Source organism: Mesorhizobium sp. WSM1386, from assembly GCF_055901595.1.
On record NZ_CM148373.1, the window covers coordinates 4956826 to 4977721 of the forward strand.

Genomic DNA, 20896 nt, shown 5'->3' on the forward strand with positions numbered 1-20896 from the left:
GGCTCCGGAAGAGTCAGACTCCTCCGGGATAGTTCGGGCTTTCGCGGGTAATCGTGACGTCATGGGCGTGGCTTTCACGAAGTCCGGCGTTGGATATGCGCACAAAGGTGGCGCGGTCGCGGAAATCGGCAAGGTCGCGGCCGCCTACATAACCCATAGCGGCTTTCAGCCCGCCTGCAAGCTGGTGCAGCACGCCAGACACAGGTCCTTTGTAGGGAACCTGCCCTTCGATGCCTTCCGGCACCAGTTTCAGCGTGTCGCGCACCTCGGCCTGGAAGTAGCGATCGGCCGATCCGCGCGCCATGGCGCCGACCGAACCCATGCCGCGATAGGCCTTGAAGGAACGGCCCTGGTGCAGATAGACCTCGCCCGGGCTCTCGTCCGTCCCGGCCAGCAGCGAGCCGATCATGGCGGCACTGGCGCCAGCGGCGAGCGCCTTGGCGAGATCCCCCGAATATTTGATGCCGCCGTCGGCGATCACCGAAACGCCCGATTTATGCGCCGTCTCGACCGCCGACATGATGGCCGAGAGCTGCGGCACGCCGACGCCAGCCACGATACGGGTGGTGCAGATCGAGCCCGGGCCGATGCCGACCTTGACGGCGTCGGCGCCGGCATCGATCAGCGCCTGCGTGCCTTCCGCGGTGGCGACGTTGCCGGCCAGGATCCGCACCGAGTTGGAGAGCTTCTTCGCCCGCGTGACGGCGTCCAGCACGCGCTGCGAGTGGCCATGCGCGGTGTCGATCACCAGGAGGTCGACGCCGGCCTCGATGAGGCGTTCGGCGCGCTCGAAGCCATCGTCGCCGACGCTGGTGGCGGCAGCCGCGCGCAAGCGCCCCTGCGCATCCTTGGTGGCGTGCGGGTTGAGCTGCGACTTCTCGATGTCCTTGACGGTGATCAGCCCGACGCAATTGCCCGACTTGTCGACGACGACGAGCTTTTCGATCCGGTGCTGGTGCAGAAGCCGCTTGGCCTCGTCCTGGTCGACATTCTCCTTGACCGTGATCAGGTTCTCACGGGTCATCAACTCGTAGACCTTCTGCGCCGGATCGGAGGCAAAGCGCACGTCGCGGTTGGTCAGGATGCCGACCAGCCGCCCCGTCTTGTGACCGCCGGTGCCGCCATTCTCGACCACCGGAATGCCCGAGATCGAATAGGTGCGCATCAGCGACAGCGCATCGGCAAGCGTAGCATCGGGCCCGATGGTGACCGGGTTGACCACCATGCCGGATTCGAATTTCTTCACCTGCCGCACCTGCTCGGCCTGCTCGGCCGGCGAGAAATTACGATGGATGACGCCAATGCCGCCCGCCTGGGCCATGGCGATTGCGAGACGCGCCTCGGTGACGGTGTCCATCGCGGCCGACAGGATCGGGACGTTGAGGTCGATATCGCCGGCAATGCGGGTGCGGACATCGGTTTCGCCAGGCATGACCTCGGAATGACCCGGCTGCAGAAGCACGTCGTCAAAGGTCAGCGCCAGTGCGCCGGTGGACGTTTCGATGATTTTTGCCATGGCCAGTCCTTAGAATGCATGAAAGGCGCTGGACCGGAATGGACAGCGCCGACTCGTTCTTCCCTTTCAGGATTGGCGCTGGCTGGTAACACGTCACGGCGCCGATGAAAAGCCGATCGTTGCGGCCCGACGCGTCTATTCGGCGGACTCTCCCACGAGAGCATCCAGCAAGGTATGGCGCGGCGATGCGAAAGGATTGGCGACAGTTACCCCACCCCATGTGAAGCCGTCCTGCAGATCTTCCGAAAGCAGCAGCCGGCAACCGGCTTGCGAGGCGGCGGAGAGAATGACCGCATCCCAGATGCTGAAGCGGTGGTCCGTCGCCAGATCAGCCGCCATCATCATCACGTCCTGCGTTGTCGCGGCAACCGCAAACGCATCGCGCCAGCTCAAAAGGGCATCCCGGGCCTCGACAGGCGGTCTTGCGGCCTTGCGGACGAGAACATTGTACAATTCACCAAGAACCTGAACGGGAATAATGGCGGCCTCTTGCGGGATCTTGCGCATCAACTCGAGAACGATGTCGCGCTTCTCGGCACCGTTGACCCCTTCCGCATAGGCAAGGACATTGGTGTCGAGCGCGACCTTCACCGCTCGTCCTCGTAAAGCTCGTCGCGGGTCCAGCGCCCGACATCGGCGACAGGCTGGCGTTCGAGGCGCGACAGCAGCGCCGCGCGCGAGCGGGAAACCACACCCTCTTGTTGATCCGCGGGCACGATCCGCGCCACGGGGCGTCCGTGACTGGTCACGACGTAGCTTTGTCCTTCGCGAACACCGCGCAGGATGAGCGAGAACTTGCGGTTGGCATCGGCTGCCGAAACGGCTTCTTCCATGATACGGCCTATATAGTAGTTATTATCACTACAATAATGAGGCGCACCGTTTTCCGCAAGCTTCTCATCGCCGCCCACCGCCCTGGAATGCGGCCGCCAGTCTCTCGGGCAGGCCAGGAGAGCCGTCGCCGTCTCAGCCCGGTCGCACAAAAGTGACAGCAAATTAACACGACATCGGTGTCCGGCCGTGATAACCGCCCCCTTGTATCGGCTTGCCCCCTTTCTAGACAAGAAGTGGGCCGGAAAGAAATCTGAAACGGCCACGCTCGTGAACCGCACCATCCCGCTCATACTGGCGGTCGCTCTTTTCATGGAAAACATGGATTCGACCGTCATCGCGACATCGCTGCCGGCGATCGCCATCGACATCCACACCAGCCCGATCGCACTCAAGCTGGCGCTGACGGCCTATCTGGTGTCGCTGGCGATCTTCATTCCGATCAGCGGCTGGATGGCCGACCGCTTCGGCGCCAAGAACGTCTTTCGTGCCGCGATCGCGGTGTTCATCGCCGGCTCGATCGCCTGCGCTCTCTCCGGTTCGCTGCCGGCCTTCGTGGTCTCGCGGTTCTTGCAAGGCATTGGCGGCGCCATGATGACGCCGGTCGGGCGCCTCGTGCTGGTACGCGCCACACCCAAGAGCGAACTGGTCGCCGCCATGTCGTGGCTGACCGTTCCCGCATTGGTCGGTCCGCTGGTCGGACCGCCGGTCGGCGGCTTCATCACCACCTACTTCACCTGGCACTGGATCTTCCTGATCAACGTGCCGATCGGCCTGGTCGGCATCTGGCTCGCCACCCGCTTCCTGCCGGAAACCGAATCGATGGAAACGCCGCCACTCGATTTCATCGGTTTCGTGCTGAGCGGGTTGGCGGCATCCGGCGTCGTGTTCGGCCTGTCGGTGGTCAGCCTGCCCTATCTGCCGCCGGCGACAGGTTTCATCACCGTGGCCGTCGGGCTGTTGTCGGGCGCGCTCTACCTGATGCATGCCCGCCGCGCGAAAAACCCCTTGCTGGCGCTCGACCTGTTCCGCAACCAGGTGTTCCGCTCCTCCGTGCTTGGCGGCGGATTGTTCCGCATCGGCATCGGCGCCGTGCCATTCCTGCTGCCGCTGATGTTCCAGATCGGCTTCGGGCTGACGCCGTTCCAGTCCGGCATGATCACCTTCGTCTCGGCGATCGGCGCCATCGGCATGAAATTCGTCACCGCGCGGATCTTTCGCGTTGCCGGCTTCCGCCGCGTGCTGATCGTCGGCTCGCTGGTGGCGGCGGCGTCGATCGCCATCAATGGCCTGTTCAACCCCGACACGCCCTATCTGCTGATGCTGGCCATGCTGTTGGTCGGCGGCTTCATCCGCTCGATGTTCTTCACCGGCGTCAACGCCCTCGCCTATGCGGAGGTTTCGGCCGAGGATACCAGCAAGGCGACGCCGATCGCCGCCGTCTTCCAGCAATTGTCGATCGCGCTCGGCGTGGCGGTTGCCGGCGGCATCCTGGAAGTGTCGACGAGCATCCATGGCGGATCGCTGATGTTGGCCGATTTCCACCTCTCCTTTTTCATCGTCGCGGCAATTTCGGCGGCCGCGTCGCTGTCGTTCATGCGGCTGGCGCCAGACGCCGGCAACGCCGTCTCCGGCCATGGCCGGCTGACCACGCCCAAGACGCTGGAACCGGTGAGATCGCCGGGGGAGTAGCTCCCTCTGCCTTCTCCCCTTGCGGGAGAAGGTGGATCGGCGCGATAGCGCCGAGACGGATGAGGGGTGTTCCAGCGGAGTGAAGCGTTGGTGAGAGGCGCAGTCGTGGCTTTGCAAGCATATCGCCAAGCTGGACCACCCCTCATCCGACCTCGCTTCGCGAGGCCACCTTCTCCCGCAAGGGGAGAAGGGAAGACGCTACTCGGCGTCCCCCGGCCCTTCGCTATGGCTCCGGGCGCTCGAGTCCTTCGGAACGTCCACTGGACGTTCCGATCCGCCTGATGGCGGACCGGCCTCTCGCCCCTTGAAATCCTTCGCCAAGAGATAAAGCTCCACCGATTCATCGCGCGATGCAGGCGGCTTGACGTGGTGCACCGACCGGAAGTTCTTCTTGAGCATGGAGAGCAGTTCGTTCTCCGCGCCGCCCTGAAACGTCTTGGCGAGGAAATGTCCGCCCGGCTTCAGCACCGACAGCGCGAAATCGGCGGCCACCTCGCACAGATGCATGGTGCGGATATGGTCGGTCCGCTTGTGGCCGGTGGTGGGTGCAGCCATGTCGGACAGCACGACATCGGGGTCGCCGCCCAGCGCCTCGGCCAGCTTCTGAGGGGCTGCCGGATCGAGAAAATCCATCAGCAGCACCGGCGCACCGGGCACGGCATCCATTTCCAGATAGTCGATCCCGATGACATGCGGGTTTTCCGCCGTCGATTTCGTCCGCGCGGCCGCCACCTGGCACCAGCCGCCGGGCGCAGCACCAAGGTCGATCACCTTCATGCCGGGCTTGAGCAAATGGTGCTTGTCGTCGATCTCGATCAGCTTGTAGGCCGCGCGCGAGCGGTAGCCGTCGGCCTTCGACCTCTGGACATAGGGATCGTTGATGTGGCGCTGCAGCCAGCGGCGCGACGATTCCTTCAAGCCGCTCTTCTTCTTGATTCGCGTCTTCAGCACGCGAATGCTGGCGGAGCCTGGTTTTTCCGGTTTCTTGGTCATTGGTTGACTTCTTGCTTGAGCATGTGCGTTTCGCGGAGGGCTGCCCCCACTCCGTCGCCGCTTCGCGGCGCCACCTTTCCCCCCTCCGGAGGGAGAGGAAAGGCGCCAGCCGGCGCACGCTCGCGCCTTTCCTCTCCCCCGTCGACCGGGGAGAGGTGTCGAGCGAAGCTCGACGGAGCGGGGTCGACTGCTCACCGCTGACGAGGTTCTTAGATTCGGGATCATGCCCTGCCACGTCCATCGTTGCGCCAGACGCCGTCATCGGCCATCAGCTCGCTCAATATGCCCTCGCGCAGGCCGCGGTCGGCGACACGCAGCCGCTCGGATGGCCACACCGCACGGATAGCTTCCAATATAGCACAGCCGGCCAGCACCAGATCGGCGCGATCGGCGCCGATGCACGGGTTGGCGCAGCGCTGCTGGAAATCCCAGCCGACCAGCTTCTCGACCATGCGATCGACGCTGTCGCGGTCCATCCACAGCCCGTCGACACGGCGGCGGTCGTAACGCTCGAGATCGAGGTGGACGCCGGCGAGCGTCGTCACCGTGCCGGATGTGCCGAGCAGATGGAAATTCGGGCTGGCCTTGAGATGGCTCAGCCGGTCGCGGCCATCGAACGTGGCCAGCCGGCCGGCGACATCGTCGACCATGGCGGTGAAGATCTCGCGCGTCACGGTGCGGCCGCCGAAACGTTCGGCCAATGAGACGACGCCGACCGGCAACGACGTCCAGGACACGATGTGGTTGGCGAGCCGCGGCGAACGGCGGCCGGTGAGGTCGATCAACGCAATTTCCGAAGAGCCGCCGCCGATATCGAACAGGACGACGCCCTGCGTGTCGCGCTCGACCAGCGAGCCACAGCCGGAAACCGCCAGCCGTGCTTCGGTCTGGCGGTCGATGATCTCGAGCTTCAGGCCGGCCTCGCGCTCGACGCGTTCGAGGAATTCGACGCCGTTCTCGGCCGAGCGGCAGGCCTCGGTGGCGATCAGCCTGGCCTTCCTGATCTTGCGGCCGCGCAATTTGTCGCCGCAGACCTTCAGCGCCTCGACCGCGCGGTCCATCGCCGGCTGGCCGAGCCGGCCATTGGCGGTCAGCCCCTCGCCCAGCCTGACGATGCGCGAGAAGGCATCGATGACACGGAACTGGCCGTGACGCGTCGGCACCGCGACCAGCAGCCGGCAATTGTTGGTGCCGAGGTCGAGGGCCGCGAAAACGGGCAGCTCGTGCACCGGAGGCCGACGGGTGCCCTGTTCGGGGCGTGGTGTTGGAACGACCGATGCGATCGCCGCAGCCGCCGACACAATAGGCGCCACTGCCAGGACCGCGGCCGTTCCCGGCACCGGCGACCGATTGTCCTGCGGACGCGCTTCATCGCGCGCGAAAACCTTGCGCCCGCGCCTTCGCTTGCGCCGCTTCTTGGGCTTGCCCTTCTGGTTATGGGTCGCGTCGCCCGCCTGCCCGTCAGCGGAGCGAGGCTCCGCCGGGCGACGTTGCTGCCAACCGGCCGTCCCAGAGCCCGATGGCCCTGGGGAAGCGCTGGACGCGCCCACCTCCGGCGCGCCTGCGCCGGTGTCGCGGTCTTCCACTGTCGTTCCTTCCGGCGCCGCGCGAACCGGTGACGGACGCAGCAGGCGCTTTGGCATGTTTCAAGTTGCCGCCAGACTAACAGTGCCGCGCCCGATCACCAAGAGCCGGTTGCTGAATTTTGCCGGTTGGCTGCGCGGCCGCCCGCGCGACAAGTGTTCGCGGTTGAATAGCCGGCTTCGATGAGGCATTTCTGAAATGGACTGAGGTCACCGGGCAGCCGGCCTCCCACCATCAGGCGAAAAGGAAGCGGAAACGCAACGCATGGCAGTCAGGCAATGAACTGGAGACGCTATTTCTGGCCGGTCGTCGGCATCGCCGCGGTGATCTTCTCACTGCTGCTGCTCTGGCACGAACTGCGCGGCATTTCGCTCGACGATGTCTGGGAAGGTCTCGCGGCTATTCCAACCCGCGGCTGGGCCCTGGCGGCCGTGAGTTCGGTCATCGCCTACGCCTCGCTTGCCGGCTACGACCATATCGCGCTGCTGCATATCGGCAAGAAGGTGTCGTGGCTGTTCGTGACGCTCTGTTCCTTCACCACCTACGCGCTGTCGCACAACATTGGCGGCTCGGTGTTCTCCGGCGCCGTCATCCGCTACCGCGCCTACGGCACCAGGGGGCTGACCGGCCAGGATGTCGGCGTGCTGGTGGCGATCTGCTGGATCACCTTCGTCTTGTCGACCATCCTCGTCTCCGGCCTCGTGCTGGTCTTAGAGCCGCAGGTTCTCGACCGGTTCTCCGGCATTGCTCATCACGGCCTGTCGGAAGCGGCGGGCATTGCCATGCTGATCCTCGTCGCCGCCTACATATTCGGCAGCTGGCTGCACCTGCGTCCGCTGAAGATCGCCAGCTTTCAGCTGCATTATCCAGCACTGCCGATCGTCGCCAGGCAATTGCTGGTTGGCCCGATCGAACTCCTGGCGGCGACCGCGATCATCTTCTTTGCCCTGCCCGAGGCCCACAATCCCGGCTATTTCGTCGTGCTCGGCGTCTTCCTCGTCTCGTTCTCGATTGCCCAAATCTCGCACGCGCCGGGCGGCCTCGGCGTGTTCGAGGTGGTGTTCCTGGCCGGGCTTTCGGACATGGACCCGGTCGGCGTGCTGGCGGCGCTGCTGGTGTTCCGGCTGTTTTACCTCATCATCCCGCTGATTCTCGGGCTTGGCGTGGTGCTGTTCTTTGAACGCTCGCAGTTCAGCCGGACGGAGAGCTGAGACGTGTTCGGCGGCCGTCTCCCCGTTCGCGGGGAGTTGAGGAACGGTCCGCAAAGCGGACGAAAAGCCAACTGCTTGGCTTTTCGAACGACGAACGCCGGCAGGCGGATGAGGGGCAGCGCAAACTTGTGCGATTGGCCGATTTGAACCGCAGAGCAGGCTTGACTATTTTCCGCTGGCGGCTACAAGGCAGCGCTCAAGCGGCTCAGCCGTTCGGCCCGCGCGGTCCATGACCACGCCTGCTGGGGAATAGGTTAACGGTAGACCCACGGACTCTGACTCCGTTAGTCCTGGTTCGAATCCAGGTTCCCCAGCCAGTCTTACTTATTCAATAAAATCAATGCCTTACGGGAAATTCAACTTCCTGACGTCGGCGATTCTAGGGGACTAAATTAGGGGATTTTCTAGGGGAGTTTTAACCCTGTGGATAGCTGTCCTCTGAGCCGTTACTGTCGGGCAGTTGGAATCGGGCTGAACGGGGGACTCGCTTTGCATAAGCTAATGATGGTCGTGGCGGCTTCGACCACAAGCGCCGCCATGGCACAAACTCCGCATGAGCTTGGCAACAAATATAAGGCTTGCCTCTTTGCAAACGCGATCCTTTACAGCGCGGAAAGCTGTCACGCGCCGACCGAGTTACTGCCAGCAATCTATGCCTCCTGCATCAACGAAGAACGTCACATCCACGACTCTGTAAAAGCCAGAGAAGGAGTGGCGGTCGCGACAAGGACGATTGAGCTGGTCCAACAAGGTCTTAATCGCGAACTTGTGCGTTTGATTGTCGACGGCCAAATCAAGAGCGGCTGTAAATAACACGCCCACCGACAGCCGCGTTGGCAACACTACTATTGACGGCGAGTCCACCCTATGATTCGTTGCCACCGGCAACATTCTTCGGGGGACTAATCTTGAAAAGACTGACTATCGTTGCGGCGGCGCTCGCGCTCGCCGGCGCGGCGTATTTTGCCTTGGCGGGCGTGCCTTTCTGGATTGTCTGGAATGCAAAGAAGGCGGTGGCAGCTAACCTGAAAGACCCGGAATCGGCTCTTTTCAGAAACGTGCGATATAACGATCTCAAGATCGGCATATGCGGTGATGTGAATGGCAAGAATGGTTTTGGAGGTTACACTGGTTTCAAGGGGTTCTACTACGATCCCAAAGACGGCACCGTTCTTTATGAAGGCGGCACCCCGGCAATCAACACTTCCGCGCTCGGATGCTGAAACTTGTCGGCGGACAGCGTACTATGGCAACCAGCTTCTCTTGATTTCGCGCCGCAGAACGTCGGCGCTACCATCGGCGACGATCAGGCGCTCTTCGACAAGTTCTTCTTTGCGCTGCCTCCCCGCGAGAGGGCTTTACAGACCGAGTGTCTGACTGGCGGCCAGATGCACGAAAACTGCCGAAGGTGCCATCGTCTCATGCATGGCAGATTGACGGGTGGCCTCGACCAAAGCGACCGCCGCATGTTCAACCCGATCGGCCGCATGGTCCACCTGGTCGAGCTTCTTCGCCAGCCGGCCGTGCAGCTTCGAAAGCCGTGTTGCATGATGGGCGGCGCTTCGCTTTCGGCCGTCCAGATTGAGCGGTTCAAAAAACATGGGGACCTCACTTGTGCGCAACGAATCCTTACGCCGGCTTCTCACGGTTTGCGATTCCTTCAAAAGGACGAGGCCCTATCCCTTTGATCCGACCCGGCTCCCTCCTCGGAGGGCAATAACGCGTTGGTCATAGCAGTCGCTGCCGGGCTAAGCTCCGCAAAGGTTTTTTTGCATTGGGCTCCATAATGGCCACTGACAGCCAGTACATTCTCGAAAGCATCAGCCAAGGCTGCGCGGTGCTGGCCGATGGCGAATTCGTCATCGACAGGCTGGTGAAGTATGTCGGCAACGGAAGGATCCGCTGGCACGTCGAGTTTCGCGGGCATCGCGTCGAGTTCACGACCGGCCAGCTCAAGAAGCAGCCTACCTTCCGCAGGAAGATACTCGAACAGGCTGGTGCGCTGCCGCCCCAGCGTACCGGGGCCAGCTACAGGCGATGGGCACTCGATCTGAGGAAGAATGCCATCGAGCTTCCTTGGCGCGATAGGCCTGTCGATGCCGGTTTCGCCATCGACAGGCTCGCTAACCATGGGGATGGCCGCTGGACGGTTGAATACCAGGGCAAGGTCATCAAGTTCACGACGACCAAGCTCCGCCGGCAAACCAGTTTCCGCAAGAGGATGCTGCTCAAGGCCAAGGTGCTGCCGCCGCAACTGGATCCGGTTGCCTATCGGAAGTGGATGGACTGGCTCATTCAAAACGCCACCGAGGCTGTTCCGCAGGCGGACGATGCCTTGACGAGCGAGAAAAGTTGGCTTGACGACCTGCCAGAGCTGGCCGGATGGCAAAATGAAGCGGTGCCCGAAGGGACCGGCTAATCAAACTTGAATGGAAGACATGGACCGCTTCAATCTCGGCACCTACCGCCGCCCCATCTCCACCCGCTCTACCGAGACCCAGCGATGGTTCGATATCGGGCTGAACTGGTGCTACGGCTTCAACCATGAGGAAGGCATCAAGTGTTTTGAGAAGGCGCTGGCGACCGATCCGGACTGTCCGATGGTGCATTGGGGCATCGCCTATGCCGCCGGGCCTTTCTACAACCTGACCTGGAAGGAGCATGGCGAGGCCGAAGCGAACAGCGCGACGAAGCGCTGCTTCCAGCATGTGCAGAAGGCGCGCGCCAATGCCGGTGTTGCCAACGATGTCGAACGGGCCTTGATCGAGGCGCTGGCTTGCCGTTTCCAGAAGCCGCACAAGGTGAGCCCACGGGAATTCGAACAGTGGGACGATGCCTATGCCGCCGCGATGCGGCTGGTCTACCAGGATTTTCCCGATGACCATGACGTGATGGCGTTGCTGGTCGAGGCGTTGATGATGCGCACGGTGCGGCGGCTGTGGAACCTCAAGACCGGTGCGCCGGCGCCGAACTCGGATGTCATCGAGGCGCTGGAGGTGTGCGAGCGGTCAATCCGGTTGGCCGACGAGGCCGGCGTCGCCCAGCATCCGGCGATCGTCCACCTGCACATCCATCTCTTGGAAATGTCCACCATGCCGGAACGCGGCATGCGCTCGGCGGATCTGCTCGGGCAAATGTGTCCTGATGCCGGGCACATGAACCACATGCCCGGCCATATCCATGTGCTGTGCGGCGAATACGAGAAGGCGAAGCTCGCCAGCGAAAAGGCGGTGCGCGCCAACGACCTCTATCTCGCCTATGCCAACGAGCCGACCTACTATCTGCTCGGCTGCTGCCACGATCTGCACCTGATGATGTTCACCTGCATGTTGTCAGGCCAATACCGGCCGGCGCTATGGGCCGCCGACAAGGTGCGAAGCCTGGTCGTGCGCGACGTGGTCGCCATCCAGGATCGTCCCAAGCTCACCCAAACAGTGGAAGGCTATCACGCGATGAAGTCGCATGTGCTCGTGCGCTTCGGCCGCTGGCAGGAGATCATCGACGAACCGGTGACGGCGGAGCCCGGCCTCTATGTGCTGACGGCAGCCATGCAGCACTACGCCAAGGGCGTCGCGCATGCGACGCTGAGGCAATTCGCCGAGGCCGAGCGCGAGCGTGAGCGGTTCCACCGGCATGTGGAAAGCGTTGCGCCGGAGCGGCGTTTTCTCAGCAACCCGACGCGCGCCTCGCTGGCTGTCGGTGCTGCCTTGCTCGATGGCGAGCTTGCCTATCACCAGGGCCGGCACGACGAGGCCTATGGCCATCTGCGGCAAGCGGTCGAGTTGGACGACAATCTCTCCTACACCGAGCCATGGGCGTGGATGCACCCGCCGCGCCATGCACTGGCCGCCCTGCTGCTCGACCAGGGCCACGCCGAAGAGGCCGAGCAGGTCTATCGCGACGATCTCGGCCTCAGCGGCACGGTGCAGCGCTGCGCCCAGCACCCGAACAATGTCTGGGCACTGCATGGTCTGGTGGAGTGCCTGAAACGGCGTGGCGAGAGCGACGAACTGCCCGCGCTGCAGGAAAGGCTTGCCGTGGCGTTGACCAAGGCGGACGTGCCGATCACCTCGTCCTGCCTGTGCAGGACGAGCGTGCAAGCGGATCATTGCTGCTGTCGTTGACCGTGGGCTGTTACGGAAGTGGCTGTCGCGCTGACGCGAACGGCGCCTTCCGCTACGAGAAGATCTCCGCCAGTTCATCAACACTGACGCCTTCCTTGACCTGGCGCAGTTCGACATAGCTGACAGCCGTGGCGACGGAGATCACCATCGATACGATGGTCTGCACCAGGGCGGCCAAGACCGCAGCGGCAATTCCGTGGAAGAGATAGATGACCACCGCGCTCATCGACTGGATGACAAGTGCTATGATCATCAGGATCAGGAAAAGCCCGAACAGGGCCCAGCGGCTGCCCTTCGTCAGCGCGCGGCTGCGCGACATCGAACCGAAGACGCCGAGCCGCTCCTGGATAAGCACCGGTATCGACACCGACCAGCCGAGCCAGAGGATGATGCCGGGTACCACCAAAGCAATCGAGGCAACGCCAACGCCAAGCCCGACAAGCAGGCCGATCCCGAGCGTCGGCAGCAGATTGCGGATCGCCACGCGAATGCAGTCGCCGAAGGTCGGCCTCTTGCCGTTCATATCTTCGATCGCCGCTCGAACAAGACTCGACTGCAACAGAAGCGAAAGACCGACATAGAGTATTCCAAACACCGCGAAGCCGACGAAATAGCCGAATGTGTAATTCGCGGTCGCCTCGGCAAGACCAGCCGGATCTCCAACTGCGTGGGCAGCCGGGCGCGCAAGCTGCGAAACAAGATTCGGCAGTCCTGAAAATACGGCGGCAAGGCCAATGCAGAGCCCGATGTTGCGGCCGATAACAGCAAATGTGTTGTTGAACACCCTGCCGATATCGAATTTCTCCCGCCGTGCCAATGTGGTTGAAGTCATGACGTCATCCCCTCACCGGGCTATGCCAAGCGGTGTTCCCGACTGTAAATCTGCCAGTATTGATAACCGACGTCCAATCACTTGCAATTGCCGTGCAGCATTGCCAGTGTTGGCGACGAACCGCGGGTTGCAGGGAGCGAGCGGGTGACAGTCGCACAGCCGGACACGGCGGACGCCGAAGGGCTGGCAAATCTGCACGAGCAGCTGCTGGCGGACCACTCCATCCAATTCGATCTGCCGAGCCTGGTGCCATCAGAACCGCCGGCATGGCTGAAGCCCGTGCTGGAGATGCTGGCGCGGATAGGCCCCTACATGATCTACATGTTCTGGGGAGCGGTGATCATCGGTGTGGCGGTCATCGTCCTTCTGGTCGCACTCGAAGCCAAGGGTGTTGCCTGGCGCCTGCCGTGGCGGCGCACCCGCAAGGAAGCGGAGGCGCAGGACGACTGGCGTCCGGATTCCGGCGCGGCGCAGATCCTGCTCTCCGAGGCTGACGCCCTCGCCGCGCGTGGCGCGTTCGACGAGGCGGTGCATCTCCTGCTTCGGCGCAGCGTCGCCGACATCGCCGGACGCCTGCCCGACTTCCTGCGCCCATCGCTGACGTCGCGCGACATCGCAACTGCACCATCGCTCCCGTTGCGGGCGCGCCAGGCGTTCAGCGAGATCGCGCGCATCGTCGAGGCAGCGCTCTTTGCCCGTCGGCCGGTCGGCGCCGAAGGGTGGCAGCAGGCGCGCGGCGCCTATGAGCGGTTTGCCTTCAGGGATGCCTGGACATGAGTGCGCCGGCAGCCGAGACAGCGCAGGAACCGTTCAGCCGCAGAACCCTGTTTTGGGGCATCTTTGCCAGCCTGCTGGCCGCGGTTGCATTCTTTCTCCTGTCCACCTATGCCCCGGATTTCCGTCAGCCCGGCGGCGGCGCCACCCCGCTTTCCAAGGGCGGCTCGGGCTATGCCGGCATCGTCAAATGGCTGCAGTTGACCGGAACGCCGGCACCCATGGCGCGAAGGCAGAAAGATATAGACACGGGCATATTGTCCGGGTTCCTGCTGATCGTCACCATCTCGCCAGACAGCGACCCCGCCGCGCTCGACCGCATCGTCAGGCTTCGCGCGAACAAGCCGACGCTCTTCGTGCTGCCGAAATGGCTGACCCTGCCGCTCGAGGGGCGCCAGGACTTTGAAATGAAGATCGAACGGCTGCCCGATACGGTTGTCAACGACTGGCTTGGCCACATCGTCAAGGCAAGGCTCGGTATCGGCAACAGCACTGTCGGGCAGATCGACGTCCGCGGCCATATGGTTGCCGCGCCCGATCAACTGCAATGGATTGCCGACGACCAACCGCTGATCGCGGCAGGCAACGGCAAGGCGGTGCTCTCGGAGATCAAGGACCAGCCATTCTACATCCTGACCGATCCGGACCTGATCAACAATGCCGCGCTGAAGGACTTCACCAAAGCGGAGGCGGCGCTCGACCTGATCGCCTCACTCGAACCGGCCAAGGGCGCGGTGATGTTCGATCTGACGCTGCATGGTGCCGGCCAGAGATACGATCTCGCCAAATTGCTGGTCGAGCCGCCGTTCCTGGCCCTGACGCTGTCGGTGCTTGCGGCGGCCGCCCTTGCTTTCCTGCATGGTCTCGGCCGGTTCGGTCCGCCACGGGCCGAGGGCCGGGCGATCGCATTCGGCAAGCGGGCGCTGGTCGACACCACGGCGATGCTGCTCAGGCGCGCCGGGCGGTTGCAGGAGCTCGGCGACCGTTATGCGGTGCTGATGCGTGCGCGTGCCGCAGCATTGCTCGGCGCGCCGCAAGGCTTGCCAGGCGAAGCGCTCGACCGCTGGCTCGATTCCCGCGACCACGGCGAAACCCAAGGCTTCAGCCATCGCTTCAAGGCCGCGAACGAAGCCAGGAATTTGGCTCAAATGCATGAAGCAGCGCAGGAGCTGCATGACTGGACGACAAGGAGGCTCGGTGAACGTCGATGATGTGAAGGCCCTGGCGACCGCGATCAGGGAAGAGGTGGCGAAGGCGATCACCGGACAGCGCGACACGGTCGATCTGATGCTGACGGCATTGTTCGCCGGCGGGCACATATTGCTCGAGGGCCCGCCAGGCACGGCCAAGACCATGACCGCGCGCTGCTTCGCGCAGGCGCTCGGCGTCGTCTACGGGCGCATCCAGTTCACGCCTGACCTGATGCCCGGCGACATCGTCGGCTCGAACATCTATAATTTCCAGACCGGGCAGTTCACGCTGACGCGTGGCCCGATCTTCTGCGACCTCCTGCTTGCCGACGAGATCAACCGCACGCCGCCGAAGACGCAGGCAGCGCTGCTGGAAGCCATGCAGGAACACGCCGTCACCTTCGACGGCACAACGCATGCGCTCAGCCAGAACTTCATGGTGGTGGCGACACAGAACCCGATCGAGCATCAGGGCGTCTATCCGCTTCCCGAAGCCCAACTCGACCGCTTCCTGTTCAAGCACAAGGTGAGCTATCCCGACGCGCGGGAGGAACGCGCCATCATCGTCCATCATGGCGGCGGCTCCGCTTCCCACGACATCAAGCAATATGGCATCACGGCGCAGGCCGACCGAAAGACGCTGGAGAAGGCGCTCGCCACCGTCGGCGACGTCACGCTGGTCGACGATGTCGTCGGTTACATCGCCGCCCTCGTGCGCGGCACGCGAGAGAGCCCCGATTTGGAGGTTGGCGCAAGCCCGCGCGCGGGCGCCATGCTGGCGCGCGCCGCACGCGCCAGGGCAGCGCTCGACGGCCGCGCCTATGTCATCCCCGACGATGTCAAGGCGCTGGCGGTGCCGGCATTGCGCCACCGCGTCATCCTGTCGCCGGCGGCGCAGATCGACGGGCGGCTGGTGGAGCAGATCGTGTCCGATCTTGTCGACCAGACGGAAGCACCGCGTTGATTTATCCGAGCGGCCGTGCGGTCTGGTCAGCGGCGGCGGGCGCCATCCCCGCCTTCCTGATCGCGCTTGCGCTACCCTCTTTCTGGTATCTCGGCCTGTTGTGGATCTGCATCCTGCTTGCATTCCTGGCGGTCGACGCAGCTGCCGGGCGTGGACGTGCCTCGCTCACCGCCAGCCTTTCCGCGCCACCGCAAGTCGGCGTCGGCGGCCGTTTCACCCTCCATGTCGCGGCCAGCCTCGGCGGGCGGCCGCGCGCGCTGCAGGCGCGCGTCGGTTACGATCAGCGGCTGGCGCCAGTCGCCGGCACCGGCGGCGCGCTGCCGGCCAATGGCGGCACGCTCGACCTCGAATTCGATGCGCTCAGGCGGGGCATCGCCGGCTTCGACCGGCTGTGGCTGCGCTGGCGTGGCCCGTTCGGACTGATCTGGAACCAGGTCGTCCTGCCGATGGACCGGAAAGTCGCGGTGCTGCCCGATGTCAGCAGTGCCCGCGACGAGGCGATCACATTGCTGCAGCGCTCCGCGCTTGTCGACGGCCACGCGCAAAGGCGGGCCGGCCAGGGCCGCGAATTCGAAGCGCTGAAGGACTATCAGCCCGGCATGGGCCGGCGGATGATCGACTGGAAGCGCAGCGCGCGCCACGGCAAGCTTCTGGCGCGCGAATTTCGCGTCGAGGAGAACAACAACATCGTGCTGGCGATCGACTGCGGACGGCTGATGTGCGAGCCGGTCGACGGCGTGCCCAAAGTCGACCGGGCGGTCACGGCAGCGCTGTTGTCGGCCTTCATCGCGCTCAAGGGCGGCGACCTCGTCAGCCTGTTCTCCTTCGACGCCAGGCCGCGCGTATCGAGCGGGGCGGTGCGCGGCTCGCCGAGTTTCATGATGATCCAGAAGCGCGCCGCCGAGATCGACTATTCCAGCGAGGAGACCAATTTCACGCTGGCGCTGACGACATTGGCGGCCAAGCTCGACAGGCGCTCGCTGGTCATCATCTTCACCGATTTCGTCGACCCGATCAGCGCCGAGCTGATGCTGCGCACCGTCGGCCGGCTGACCGAGCGGCATCTGGTGCTGTTCATGCTGATGAAGGATGCCGAGCTGGAGGCGCTGGCCGACATGGCACCCGCCACCCCGGAGGATGTGGCTCGCGCGGTCACCGCCGGCGGCCTGCTTCGGCAACGGCAGGTGGTGATCGGGCGGCTGCGGCTGCTCGGCGCGCATGTCATCGAGGCCGACCACCAGCGGCTCGGCCCGGCGCTGGTGGAGCGCTATATCCAGCTCAAGGAGGAGAACCTCTTATGACGCTGCCCGCCGGCACCGATGCGGTACGCCAGTCGCTGGCGAGCTTCCGCCAGGAGCGCGAGGCCGATTGGAAGGCATTCGAGGCGCTGCTTGCGCGCGTCGAGAAACGCGCCCCGCGCACGCTTTCGGAAGATGAACTGCTGTCGTTGCCGCTGCTCTACCGTTCGGCGCTTTCTTCACTGTCGGTCGCCCGTGCGACATCGCTGGACAGCGCGCTGATCGCCTATCTCGAAGCGCTGTGCCTGCGCGGCTATTTCTATCTCTATGGCGCGAAACGGGGCTTGCGGCACCGCGTCGGCGATTTCTTCCTGCGCGACTGGCCAGCGGCAATCCGCGATCTGTGGCGCGAGACCTCGGTCTCGGTCGGATTGACCCTTGTCGGCGCCATTGCCGGCTACTGGCTGGTCGCCTCCGACAAGCGCTGGTACGACGCCATCATCGCGCCCAGCCTTGCCGGCGGCCGCAATCCGGATTCGTCGGTCGAGGCGCTGCGCAGCGTGCTCTATGATGGCGGCGGCAGCCACTTCCTGTCGGGATTTGCCGCCTATCTCTTCACCCACAACACGCAAGTGGCGATCCTGGCGTTTGCGCTCGGCTTCGCCTTCGCGGTGCCGAGCGTCGTAATCATCCTGATGAACGGGTGCATGCTCGGCGCGCTGTTCCAGGTCTACGCCGCCAAGGGGCTGGGCTTTGAGCTTGGCGGCTGGCTGTCGATCCACGGCACGACCGAACTGTTTGCCATCGCGCTGGCCGGTGCCGCGGGCATGCGGATCGGCACGCGCATCGCCTTTCCCGGCGAATTGACCCGGATGGCCGCCGCCGCTCAAGCCGGACAAGTGGCGGCGATCGTGATGGTCGGCGTGATGGTGATGCTTTTGTTTGCCGGCCTGCTCGAAGGCATCGGCCGGCAGACGATCACCAGCGATGCGACCCGCTACGCCATTGGCGGCGGCATGCTGACGCTATGGATTGCCTATTTCTACCTGTTCCGGATGGTGCGGCATGGCAACAGCTAGGAACCCTGCTGCACTGATCAGGCCGTTGATCACGCCGGAGGGCGTCGACCTCAGGGTCAAGCTGGCGAACGCCGGCACCCGGGCTTCGGCCTTCCTGCTCGATGTGGTCATCATCGTCGCCGCCGCGGTGGCCGTCAGCCTGGTCGCGATCTTCGGCCTCGGCGGCCTTGGCCTGCGCGAGGCGGAGCCACTTTTCGTGGTCTGGATCATCTTCATCTTCCTGCTGCGCAACGTCTATTTCATCGCCTTCGAGGCGGGCCGGCGCGCGGCGACGCCGGGCAAGCGGATCGTCGGCGTCCGGGTCGCGTCGCGCGGCGGCGCGGGCCTCACGATCGACCAGGTCATCGCCCGCAATCTGATGCGCGAGCTCGAGGTGTTCTTGCCATTGTCGATCATTGCCGTGCGCGGTGGCACCGGCGTCGCCGATACGCTATCGACGATCTTCGGCCTGGTGTGGGCGCTGCTATTTTCGCTGTTTCCGCTGTTCAACCGTGATCGCCTGCGCATCGGCGACCTACTCGCCGGCACATGGGTGGTCGAGGCCCCAAAGCTGGCGTTGGTCGAAGACCTGTCGCTAAGGCAGGATCCGGCCGCCGGCCGCTTCCACTTCAGCCCGGCGCAGCTCGACGCCTACGGCATCGCCGAACTGCACAGACTGGAGGAAGTGCTGCGGCGCGATGACTATTTCGCGATGAAGGCGGTTGCCGAAACCATCGGCCGCAAGATCGGTTCGACGATCGAACCGAACGATTCCAAAGCCTTCTTGACCGCCTATTACGGTGAGCTCAGGGCGCATCTGGAACGCAAGCTTCTGCTCGGCAACCGCAAGGCCGACAAATATGCGCGGTAGTCGGATCTCTACGCCAGCCGGGCTCCCTATCCCAGCCACTTCTCATAGTCGGACACCAAGAGGTGCACCGGCGCGACATCCTCGTCGATGTTGGAGAAGCGGCCGATCGGCTCGCGGAAGACATTGTCGGTGAGATCGTCGTTGACGGTCGACACCTCGCCGATCAGCACGTCCTTGCCCTCGGCCCAGAAGGCGTGCCAGACGCCCGGCAGCAGCGTGACGCTCTGGCCCGGGTCGAGCTTCAGCAGCCCGCCGGCCGGCATCCTGTGGATGGTCCCATCGACCGGCACCGACACTTCGGCCTTGGGATCGATGCCGCCGTCGCGATCGTGCATGAACAGCTCCAGCACCAGCTTGCCGCCGCCGCGGTTGATGATGTCCTCGGCCTTGATGTTGTGGCGGTGCATCGGCGACAGTTGGTCCTTGCGCGAGATCATGATCTTCTCGGCGTAGAGCATGCCCATGCCCTTCTTCATGTCCTCGTAGCGGCCGTTGCGAACGGTGAAAAGGAACAGGCCAAGCTCGTTGAATTTCTCCTGGCCGTAATCAGTGATGTCCCAGCCGAGCCGCGAGGTGAAGATGGCGGAGGAATCGACCTGGCGCGCCTTCATCTCCTCGGGTGACCAATAGGCGAAGGGCGGCATGATATAGCCGAACGAGCGGATGAAAGCGTCGGCTTCGCGGATGATGTCGTTGATGGCGGAGCGTTTCATGATCATGATCCTTCGTGTCGATATGCTTGTTTGGCAGCACGCATGCCGTTGTTCCAAAACCATTGGCCACTTTTGGGCGACATGCACGGCAATTCGCATAGCTGAACACTGGTGCGCTGTCGATCCATCCAGCCGCCTGCCCCGCCATGGCCGTGAACCGATGGCCCACCGATCCCGTCCGCTGGCTGGGTGACATCACGCGCTTTCGAGGCCATAACCCCTGCGGAATTCGGGAGTGACAGCTGATGCCGACCATCCATGACCTCGATACGCCATCGATCCTGATCGACGCCGCGCGCGCCGAAGCCAACATTGCCCGCGCCCAGGCCCATGCCGACAAGAACGGGCTGAAGCTGAGGCCGCATATCAAGACGCACAAGCTGCCCTACTGGGCGAAGAAGCAGGTGGCGGCGGGCGCGGTCGGCATCACCTGCCAGAAGATCGGCGAAGCCGAGGTGATGGCCGATGCCGGCCTGACCGATATTTTTCTCCCTTACAACATCCTCGGCCGCGCCAAACTGGAGCGGCTTCTGGCGTTGCACAGGCGCGTAATCTTGTCGGTGACGGCAGACAGCACGGAGACCATCGACGGGCTGGCCGCCACCTTCACCGATGCCGGCCATCGTCTGACGGTGCTGGTCGAGTGCGACACCGGCATGGGGCGCTGCGGCGTACAGACACCGGGTGAAGCGGTTGGGCTGGCAAGACAGATCGACACGGCCAAAGGCCTCGCCTTCGGCGGGCTGATGACCTATCCGGCCGCGGGCCGAGCGGCGGAGGCCGAAGCCTGGCTCGCCAACGCCAGCCAGGCGCTTGCCGTCTGCGGTCTCGCCTGCGAGCGCATCTCCAGTGGCGGCACACCGGACATGTGGCGTTCCAGCAAGGACAGCGTCGTCACCGAATACCGCCCCGGCACCTACATCTATCTCGACCGTTATCAGGTCGCCAAGGGCGTCGGCTCGCTCGACGATTGCGCGCTGACGGTGCTGTCGACGGTGGTCAGCCACCCGACACCGACCCGCGCCATTCTCGACAGCGGCAGCAAGGCGCTGTCCAGCGATACGCTGGGGCTGCCCGATTTCGGCGAGCTGCTCGGCGTCTCCGGCGCGCGGGTGACAGGCCTGAGCGAAGAGCATGGCACCGTAACGCTTTCCGGCGATGGCACGCTCAAAATCGGCGAGCGCGTGCGCGTGGTGCCCGACCACTGCTGCGTCGTCACCAATTTGTTCGACGAGGTCAACCTGATCGACGGCGAGACGGTGCTGGAAACGCTGCCGGTGGCCGCGCGCGGGCGGATGCGATGAA

Annotated in this window: 21 protein-coding genes and 1 tRNA gene; 14 read left to right on the top strand and 8 right to left on the bottom strand. The window is 63.9% G+C overall.

The window, feature by feature from the left end; translation table 11 throughout:
- Positions 1-13: 13 nt before the first annotated feature.
- The 3 genes from guaB to AC0NIH_RS24430 all read right to left on the bottom strand — a co-directional run bounded on the left by guaB (position 14) and on the right by AC0NIH_RS24430 (position 2349).
- Entirely contained in the window at positions 14-1516 is a 1503-nt protein-coding gene (gene guaB / locus AC0NIH_RS24420) for an IMP dehydrogenase (RefSeq protein ID WP_013896037.1), read from the bottom strand.
- 135 nt (positions 1517-1651) lie between these two features.
- Entirely contained in the window at positions 1652-2107 is a 456-nt protein-coding gene (locus AC0NIH_RS24425; RefSeq protein ID WP_473466648.1) for a PIN domain-containing protein, read from the bottom strand.
- Entirely contained in the window at positions 2104-2349 is a 246-nt protein-coding gene (locus tag AC0NIH_RS24430) for a type II toxin-antitoxin system prevent-host-death family antitoxin (protein ID WP_023769047.1), read from the bottom strand. Before AC0NIH_RS24430 ends, AC0NIH_RS24425 begins: the two co-directional genes overlap by 4 nt.
- Positions 2350-2617: 268 nt before the next feature.
- Here AC0NIH_RS24430 and AC0NIH_RS24435 point away from each other — a divergent pair, with 268 nt between their 5' ends.
- On the top strand, positions 2618-4039 hold the full coding sequence (locus AC0NIH_RS24435; protein ID WP_473466647.1) for an MFS transporter: 1422 nt from the start codon (positions 2618-2620) through the stop codon (positions 4037-4039).
- A gap of 198 nt (positions 4040-4237) precedes the next feature.
- Here AC0NIH_RS24435 and AC0NIH_RS24440 read toward each other — a convergent pair whose 3' ends face one another.
- Together AC0NIH_RS24440 and AC0NIH_RS24445 are read right to left on the bottom strand one after the other, a co-directional pair.
- The gene (locus AC0NIH_RS24440; protein WP_224731833.1) at positions 4238-5032 is read right to left on the bottom strand and encodes an RlmE family RNA methyltransferase; all 795 of its coding nucleotides are present in this window, start codon (positions 5030-5032) and stop codon (positions 4238-4240) included.
- Positions 5033-5253: 221 nt separating this feature from the next.
- Positions 5254-6618 carry a Ppx/GppA phosphatase family protein gene (locus AC0NIH_RS24445; protein ID WP_473466793.1) on the bottom strand — a complete coding sequence of 455 codons (1365 nt, stop codon included), beginning with the start codon at positions 6616-6618 and terminating at the stop codon, positions 5254-5256.
- A gap of 276 nt (positions 6619-6894) precedes the next feature.
- On the opposite strand from AC0NIH_RS24445, the gene AC0NIH_RS24450 reads away from it, so the two are divergent.
- The 4 genes from AC0NIH_RS24450 (at position 6895) to AC0NIH_RS24465 (ending at position 9050) form a co-directional block, all read left to right on the top strand.
- Positions 6895-7827, top strand: coding sequence for a lysylphosphatidylglycerol synthase domain-containing protein (locus AC0NIH_RS24450; protein ID WP_473466645.1), 933 nt, complete (start codon positions 6895-6897; stop codon positions 7825-7827).
- Between the two features lie 243 nt (positions 7828-8070).
- Positions 8071-8144: transfer RNA gene (locus AC0NIH_RS24455), tRNA-Gln, on the top strand.
- Positions 8145-8328: 184 nt separating this feature from the next.
- A complete protein-coding gene (locus tag AC0NIH_RS24460) occupies positions 8329-8640 on the top strand; it encodes a hypothetical protein (RefSeq protein WP_473466644.1) in 312 nt (103 codons plus the stop codon).
- A 95-nt stretch (positions 8641-8735) separates the two neighbouring features.
- On the top strand, positions 8736-9050 hold the full coding sequence (locus AC0NIH_RS24465) for a hypothetical protein (protein ID WP_473466642.1): 315 nt from the start codon (positions 8736-8738) through the stop codon (positions 9048-9050).
- A 135-nt stretch (positions 9051-9185) separates the two neighbouring features.
- On the opposite strand, the gene AC0NIH_RS24470 is transcribed toward AC0NIH_RS24465, so the two are convergent.
- Positions 9186-9428, bottom strand: coding sequence for a hypothetical protein (locus tag AC0NIH_RS24470; RefSeq protein WP_473466641.1), 243 nt, complete (start codon positions 9426-9428; stop codon positions 9186-9188).
- Between the two features lie 185 nt (positions 9429-9613).
- Here AC0NIH_RS24470 and AC0NIH_RS24475 point away from each other — a divergent pair, with 185 nt between their 5' ends.
- Both AC0NIH_RS24475 and AC0NIH_RS24480 read left to right on the top strand, forming a co-directional pair.
- On the top strand, positions 9614-10246 hold the full coding sequence (locus tag AC0NIH_RS24475) for a hypothetical protein (protein ID WP_473466640.1): 633 nt from the start codon (positions 9614-9616) through the stop codon (positions 10244-10246).
- 19 nt (positions 10247-10265) lie between these two features.
- Positions 10266-11951, top strand: coding sequence for a hypothetical protein (locus tag AC0NIH_RS24480; protein WP_473466638.1), 1686 nt, complete (start codon positions 10266-10268; stop codon positions 11949-11951).
- Between the two features lie 52 nt (positions 11952-12003).
- On the opposite strand, the gene AC0NIH_RS24485 is transcribed toward AC0NIH_RS24480, so the two are convergent.
- On the bottom strand, positions 12004-12783 hold the full coding sequence (locus AC0NIH_RS24485) for a hypothetical protein (protein WP_352713928.1): 780 nt from the start codon (positions 12781-12783) through the stop codon (positions 12004-12006).
- 144 nt (positions 12784-12927) lie between these two features.
- Here AC0NIH_RS24485 and AC0NIH_RS24490 point away from each other — a divergent pair, with 144 nt between their 5' ends.
- Genes AC0NIH_RS24490 through AC0NIH_RS24515 form a run of 6 tightly spaced genes read left to right on the top strand, consistent with a single transcriptional unit; the run spans position 12928 to position 18878 of the window.
- Positions 12928-13560, top strand: a complete 633-nt coding sequence (locus AC0NIH_RS24490) for a DUF4129 domain-containing protein (RefSeq protein ID WP_352713927.1) — start codon at positions 12928-12930, stop codon at positions 13558-13560.
- On the top strand, positions 13557-14768 hold the full coding sequence (locus tag AC0NIH_RS24495) for a DUF4350 domain-containing protein (protein WP_352713925.1): 1212 nt from the start codon (positions 13557-13559) through the stop codon (positions 14766-14768). Before AC0NIH_RS24490 ends, AC0NIH_RS24495 begins: the two co-directional genes overlap by 4 nt.
- Complete coding sequence (locus tag AC0NIH_RS24500) at positions 14755-15711, top strand: AAA family ATPase (RefSeq protein WP_023780536.1); 957 nt, start codon at positions 14755-14757, stop codon at positions 15709-15711. Before AC0NIH_RS24495 ends, AC0NIH_RS24500 begins: the two co-directional genes overlap by 14 nt.
- A complete protein-coding gene (locus AC0NIH_RS24505; protein ID WP_352713923.1) occupies positions 15708-17012 on the top strand; it encodes a DUF58 domain-containing protein in 1305 nt (434 codons plus the stop codon). Before AC0NIH_RS24500 ends, AC0NIH_RS24505 begins: the two co-directional genes overlap by 4 nt.
- Positions 17009-18028, top strand: a complete 1020-nt coding sequence (locus tag AC0NIH_RS24510; RefSeq protein ID WP_352713922.1) for a stage II sporulation protein M — start codon at positions 17009-17011, stop codon at positions 18026-18028. Before AC0NIH_RS24505 ends, AC0NIH_RS24510 begins: the two co-directional genes overlap by 4 nt.
- Positions 18015-18878: an RDD family protein gene (locus tag AC0NIH_RS24515; RefSeq protein WP_023766562.1), complete on the top strand. Its 864-nt coding sequence runs from the start codon at positions 18015-18017 to the stop codon at positions 18876-18878. Before AC0NIH_RS24510 ends, AC0NIH_RS24515 begins: the two co-directional genes overlap by 14 nt.
- Positions 18879-18904: 26 nt before the next feature.
- Here AC0NIH_RS24515 and AC0NIH_RS24520 read toward each other — a convergent pair whose 3' ends face one another.
- On the bottom strand, positions 18905-19591 hold the full coding sequence (locus tag AC0NIH_RS24520; RefSeq protein WP_023766561.1) for a D-lyxose/D-mannose family sugar isomerase: 687 nt from the start codon (positions 19589-19591) through the stop codon (positions 18905-18907).
- A 245-nt stretch (positions 19592-19836) separates the two neighbouring features.
- Here AC0NIH_RS24520 and AC0NIH_RS24525 point away from each other — a divergent pair, with 245 nt between their 5' ends.
- Complete coding sequence (locus tag AC0NIH_RS24525; protein WP_352713920.1) at positions 19837-20895, top strand: D-TA family PLP-dependent enzyme; 1059 nt, start codon at positions 19837-19839, stop codon at positions 20893-20895.
- The last annotated feature ends 1 nt before the right edge of the window (position 20896 follow it).

Coding starts and splice junctions, on each gene's coding strand:
- guaB (WP_013896037.1), bottom strand. CDS start 1,516: ATGGCAAAAATCATCGAAACGTCCACCGGCGCACTGGCGCTGACCTTT.
- AC0NIH_RS24430 (WP_023769047.1), bottom strand. CDS start 2,349: ATGGAAGAAGCCGTTTCGGCAGCCGATGCCAACCGCAAGTTCTCGCTC.
- AC0NIH_RS24440 (WP_224731833.1), bottom strand. CDS start 5,032: ATGACCAAGAAACCGGAAAAACCAGGCTCCGCCAGCATTCGCGTGCTG.
- AC0NIH_RS24450 (WP_473466645.1), top strand. CDS start 6,895: ATGAACTGGAGACGCTATTTCTGGCCGGTCGTCGGCATCGCCGCGGTG.
- AC0NIH_RS24460 (WP_473466644.1), top strand. CDS start 8,329: ATGATGGTCGTGGCGGCTTCGACCACAAGCGCCGCCATGGCACAAACT.
- AC0NIH_RS24470 (WP_473466641.1), bottom strand. CDS start 9,428: ATGTTTTTTGAACCGCTCAATCTGGACGGCCGAAAGCGAAGCGCCGCC.
- AC0NIH_RS24475 (WP_473466640.1), top strand. CDS start 9,614: ATGGCCACTGACAGCCAGTACATTCTCGAAAGCATCAGCCAAGGCTGC.
- AC0NIH_RS24480 (WP_473466638.1), top strand. CDS start 10,266: ATGGACCGCTTCAATCTCGGCACCTACCGCCGCCCCATCTCCACCCGC.
- AC0NIH_RS24485 (WP_352713928.1), bottom strand. CDS start 12,783: ATGACTTCAACCACATTGGCACGGCGGGAGAAATTCGATATCGGCAGG.
- AC0NIH_RS24495 (WP_352713925.1), top strand. CDS start 13,557: ATGAGTGCGCCGGCAGCCGAGACAGCGCAGGAACCGTTCAGCCGCAGA.
- AC0NIH_RS24510 (WP_352713922.1), top strand. CDS start 17,009: ATGACGCTGCCCGCCGGCACCGATGCGGTACGCCAGTCGCTGGCGAGC.
- AC0NIH_RS24515 (WP_023766562.1), top strand. CDS start 18,015: ATGGCAACAGCTAGGAACCCTGCTGCACTGATCAGGCCGTTGATCACG.
- AC0NIH_RS24520 (WP_023766561.1), bottom strand. CDS start 19,591: ATGAAACGCTCCGCCATCAACGACATCATCCGCGAAGCCGACGCTTTC.
- AC0NIH_RS24525 (WP_352713920.1), top strand. CDS start 19,837: ATGCCGACCATCCATGACCTCGATACGCCATCGATCCTGATCGACGCC.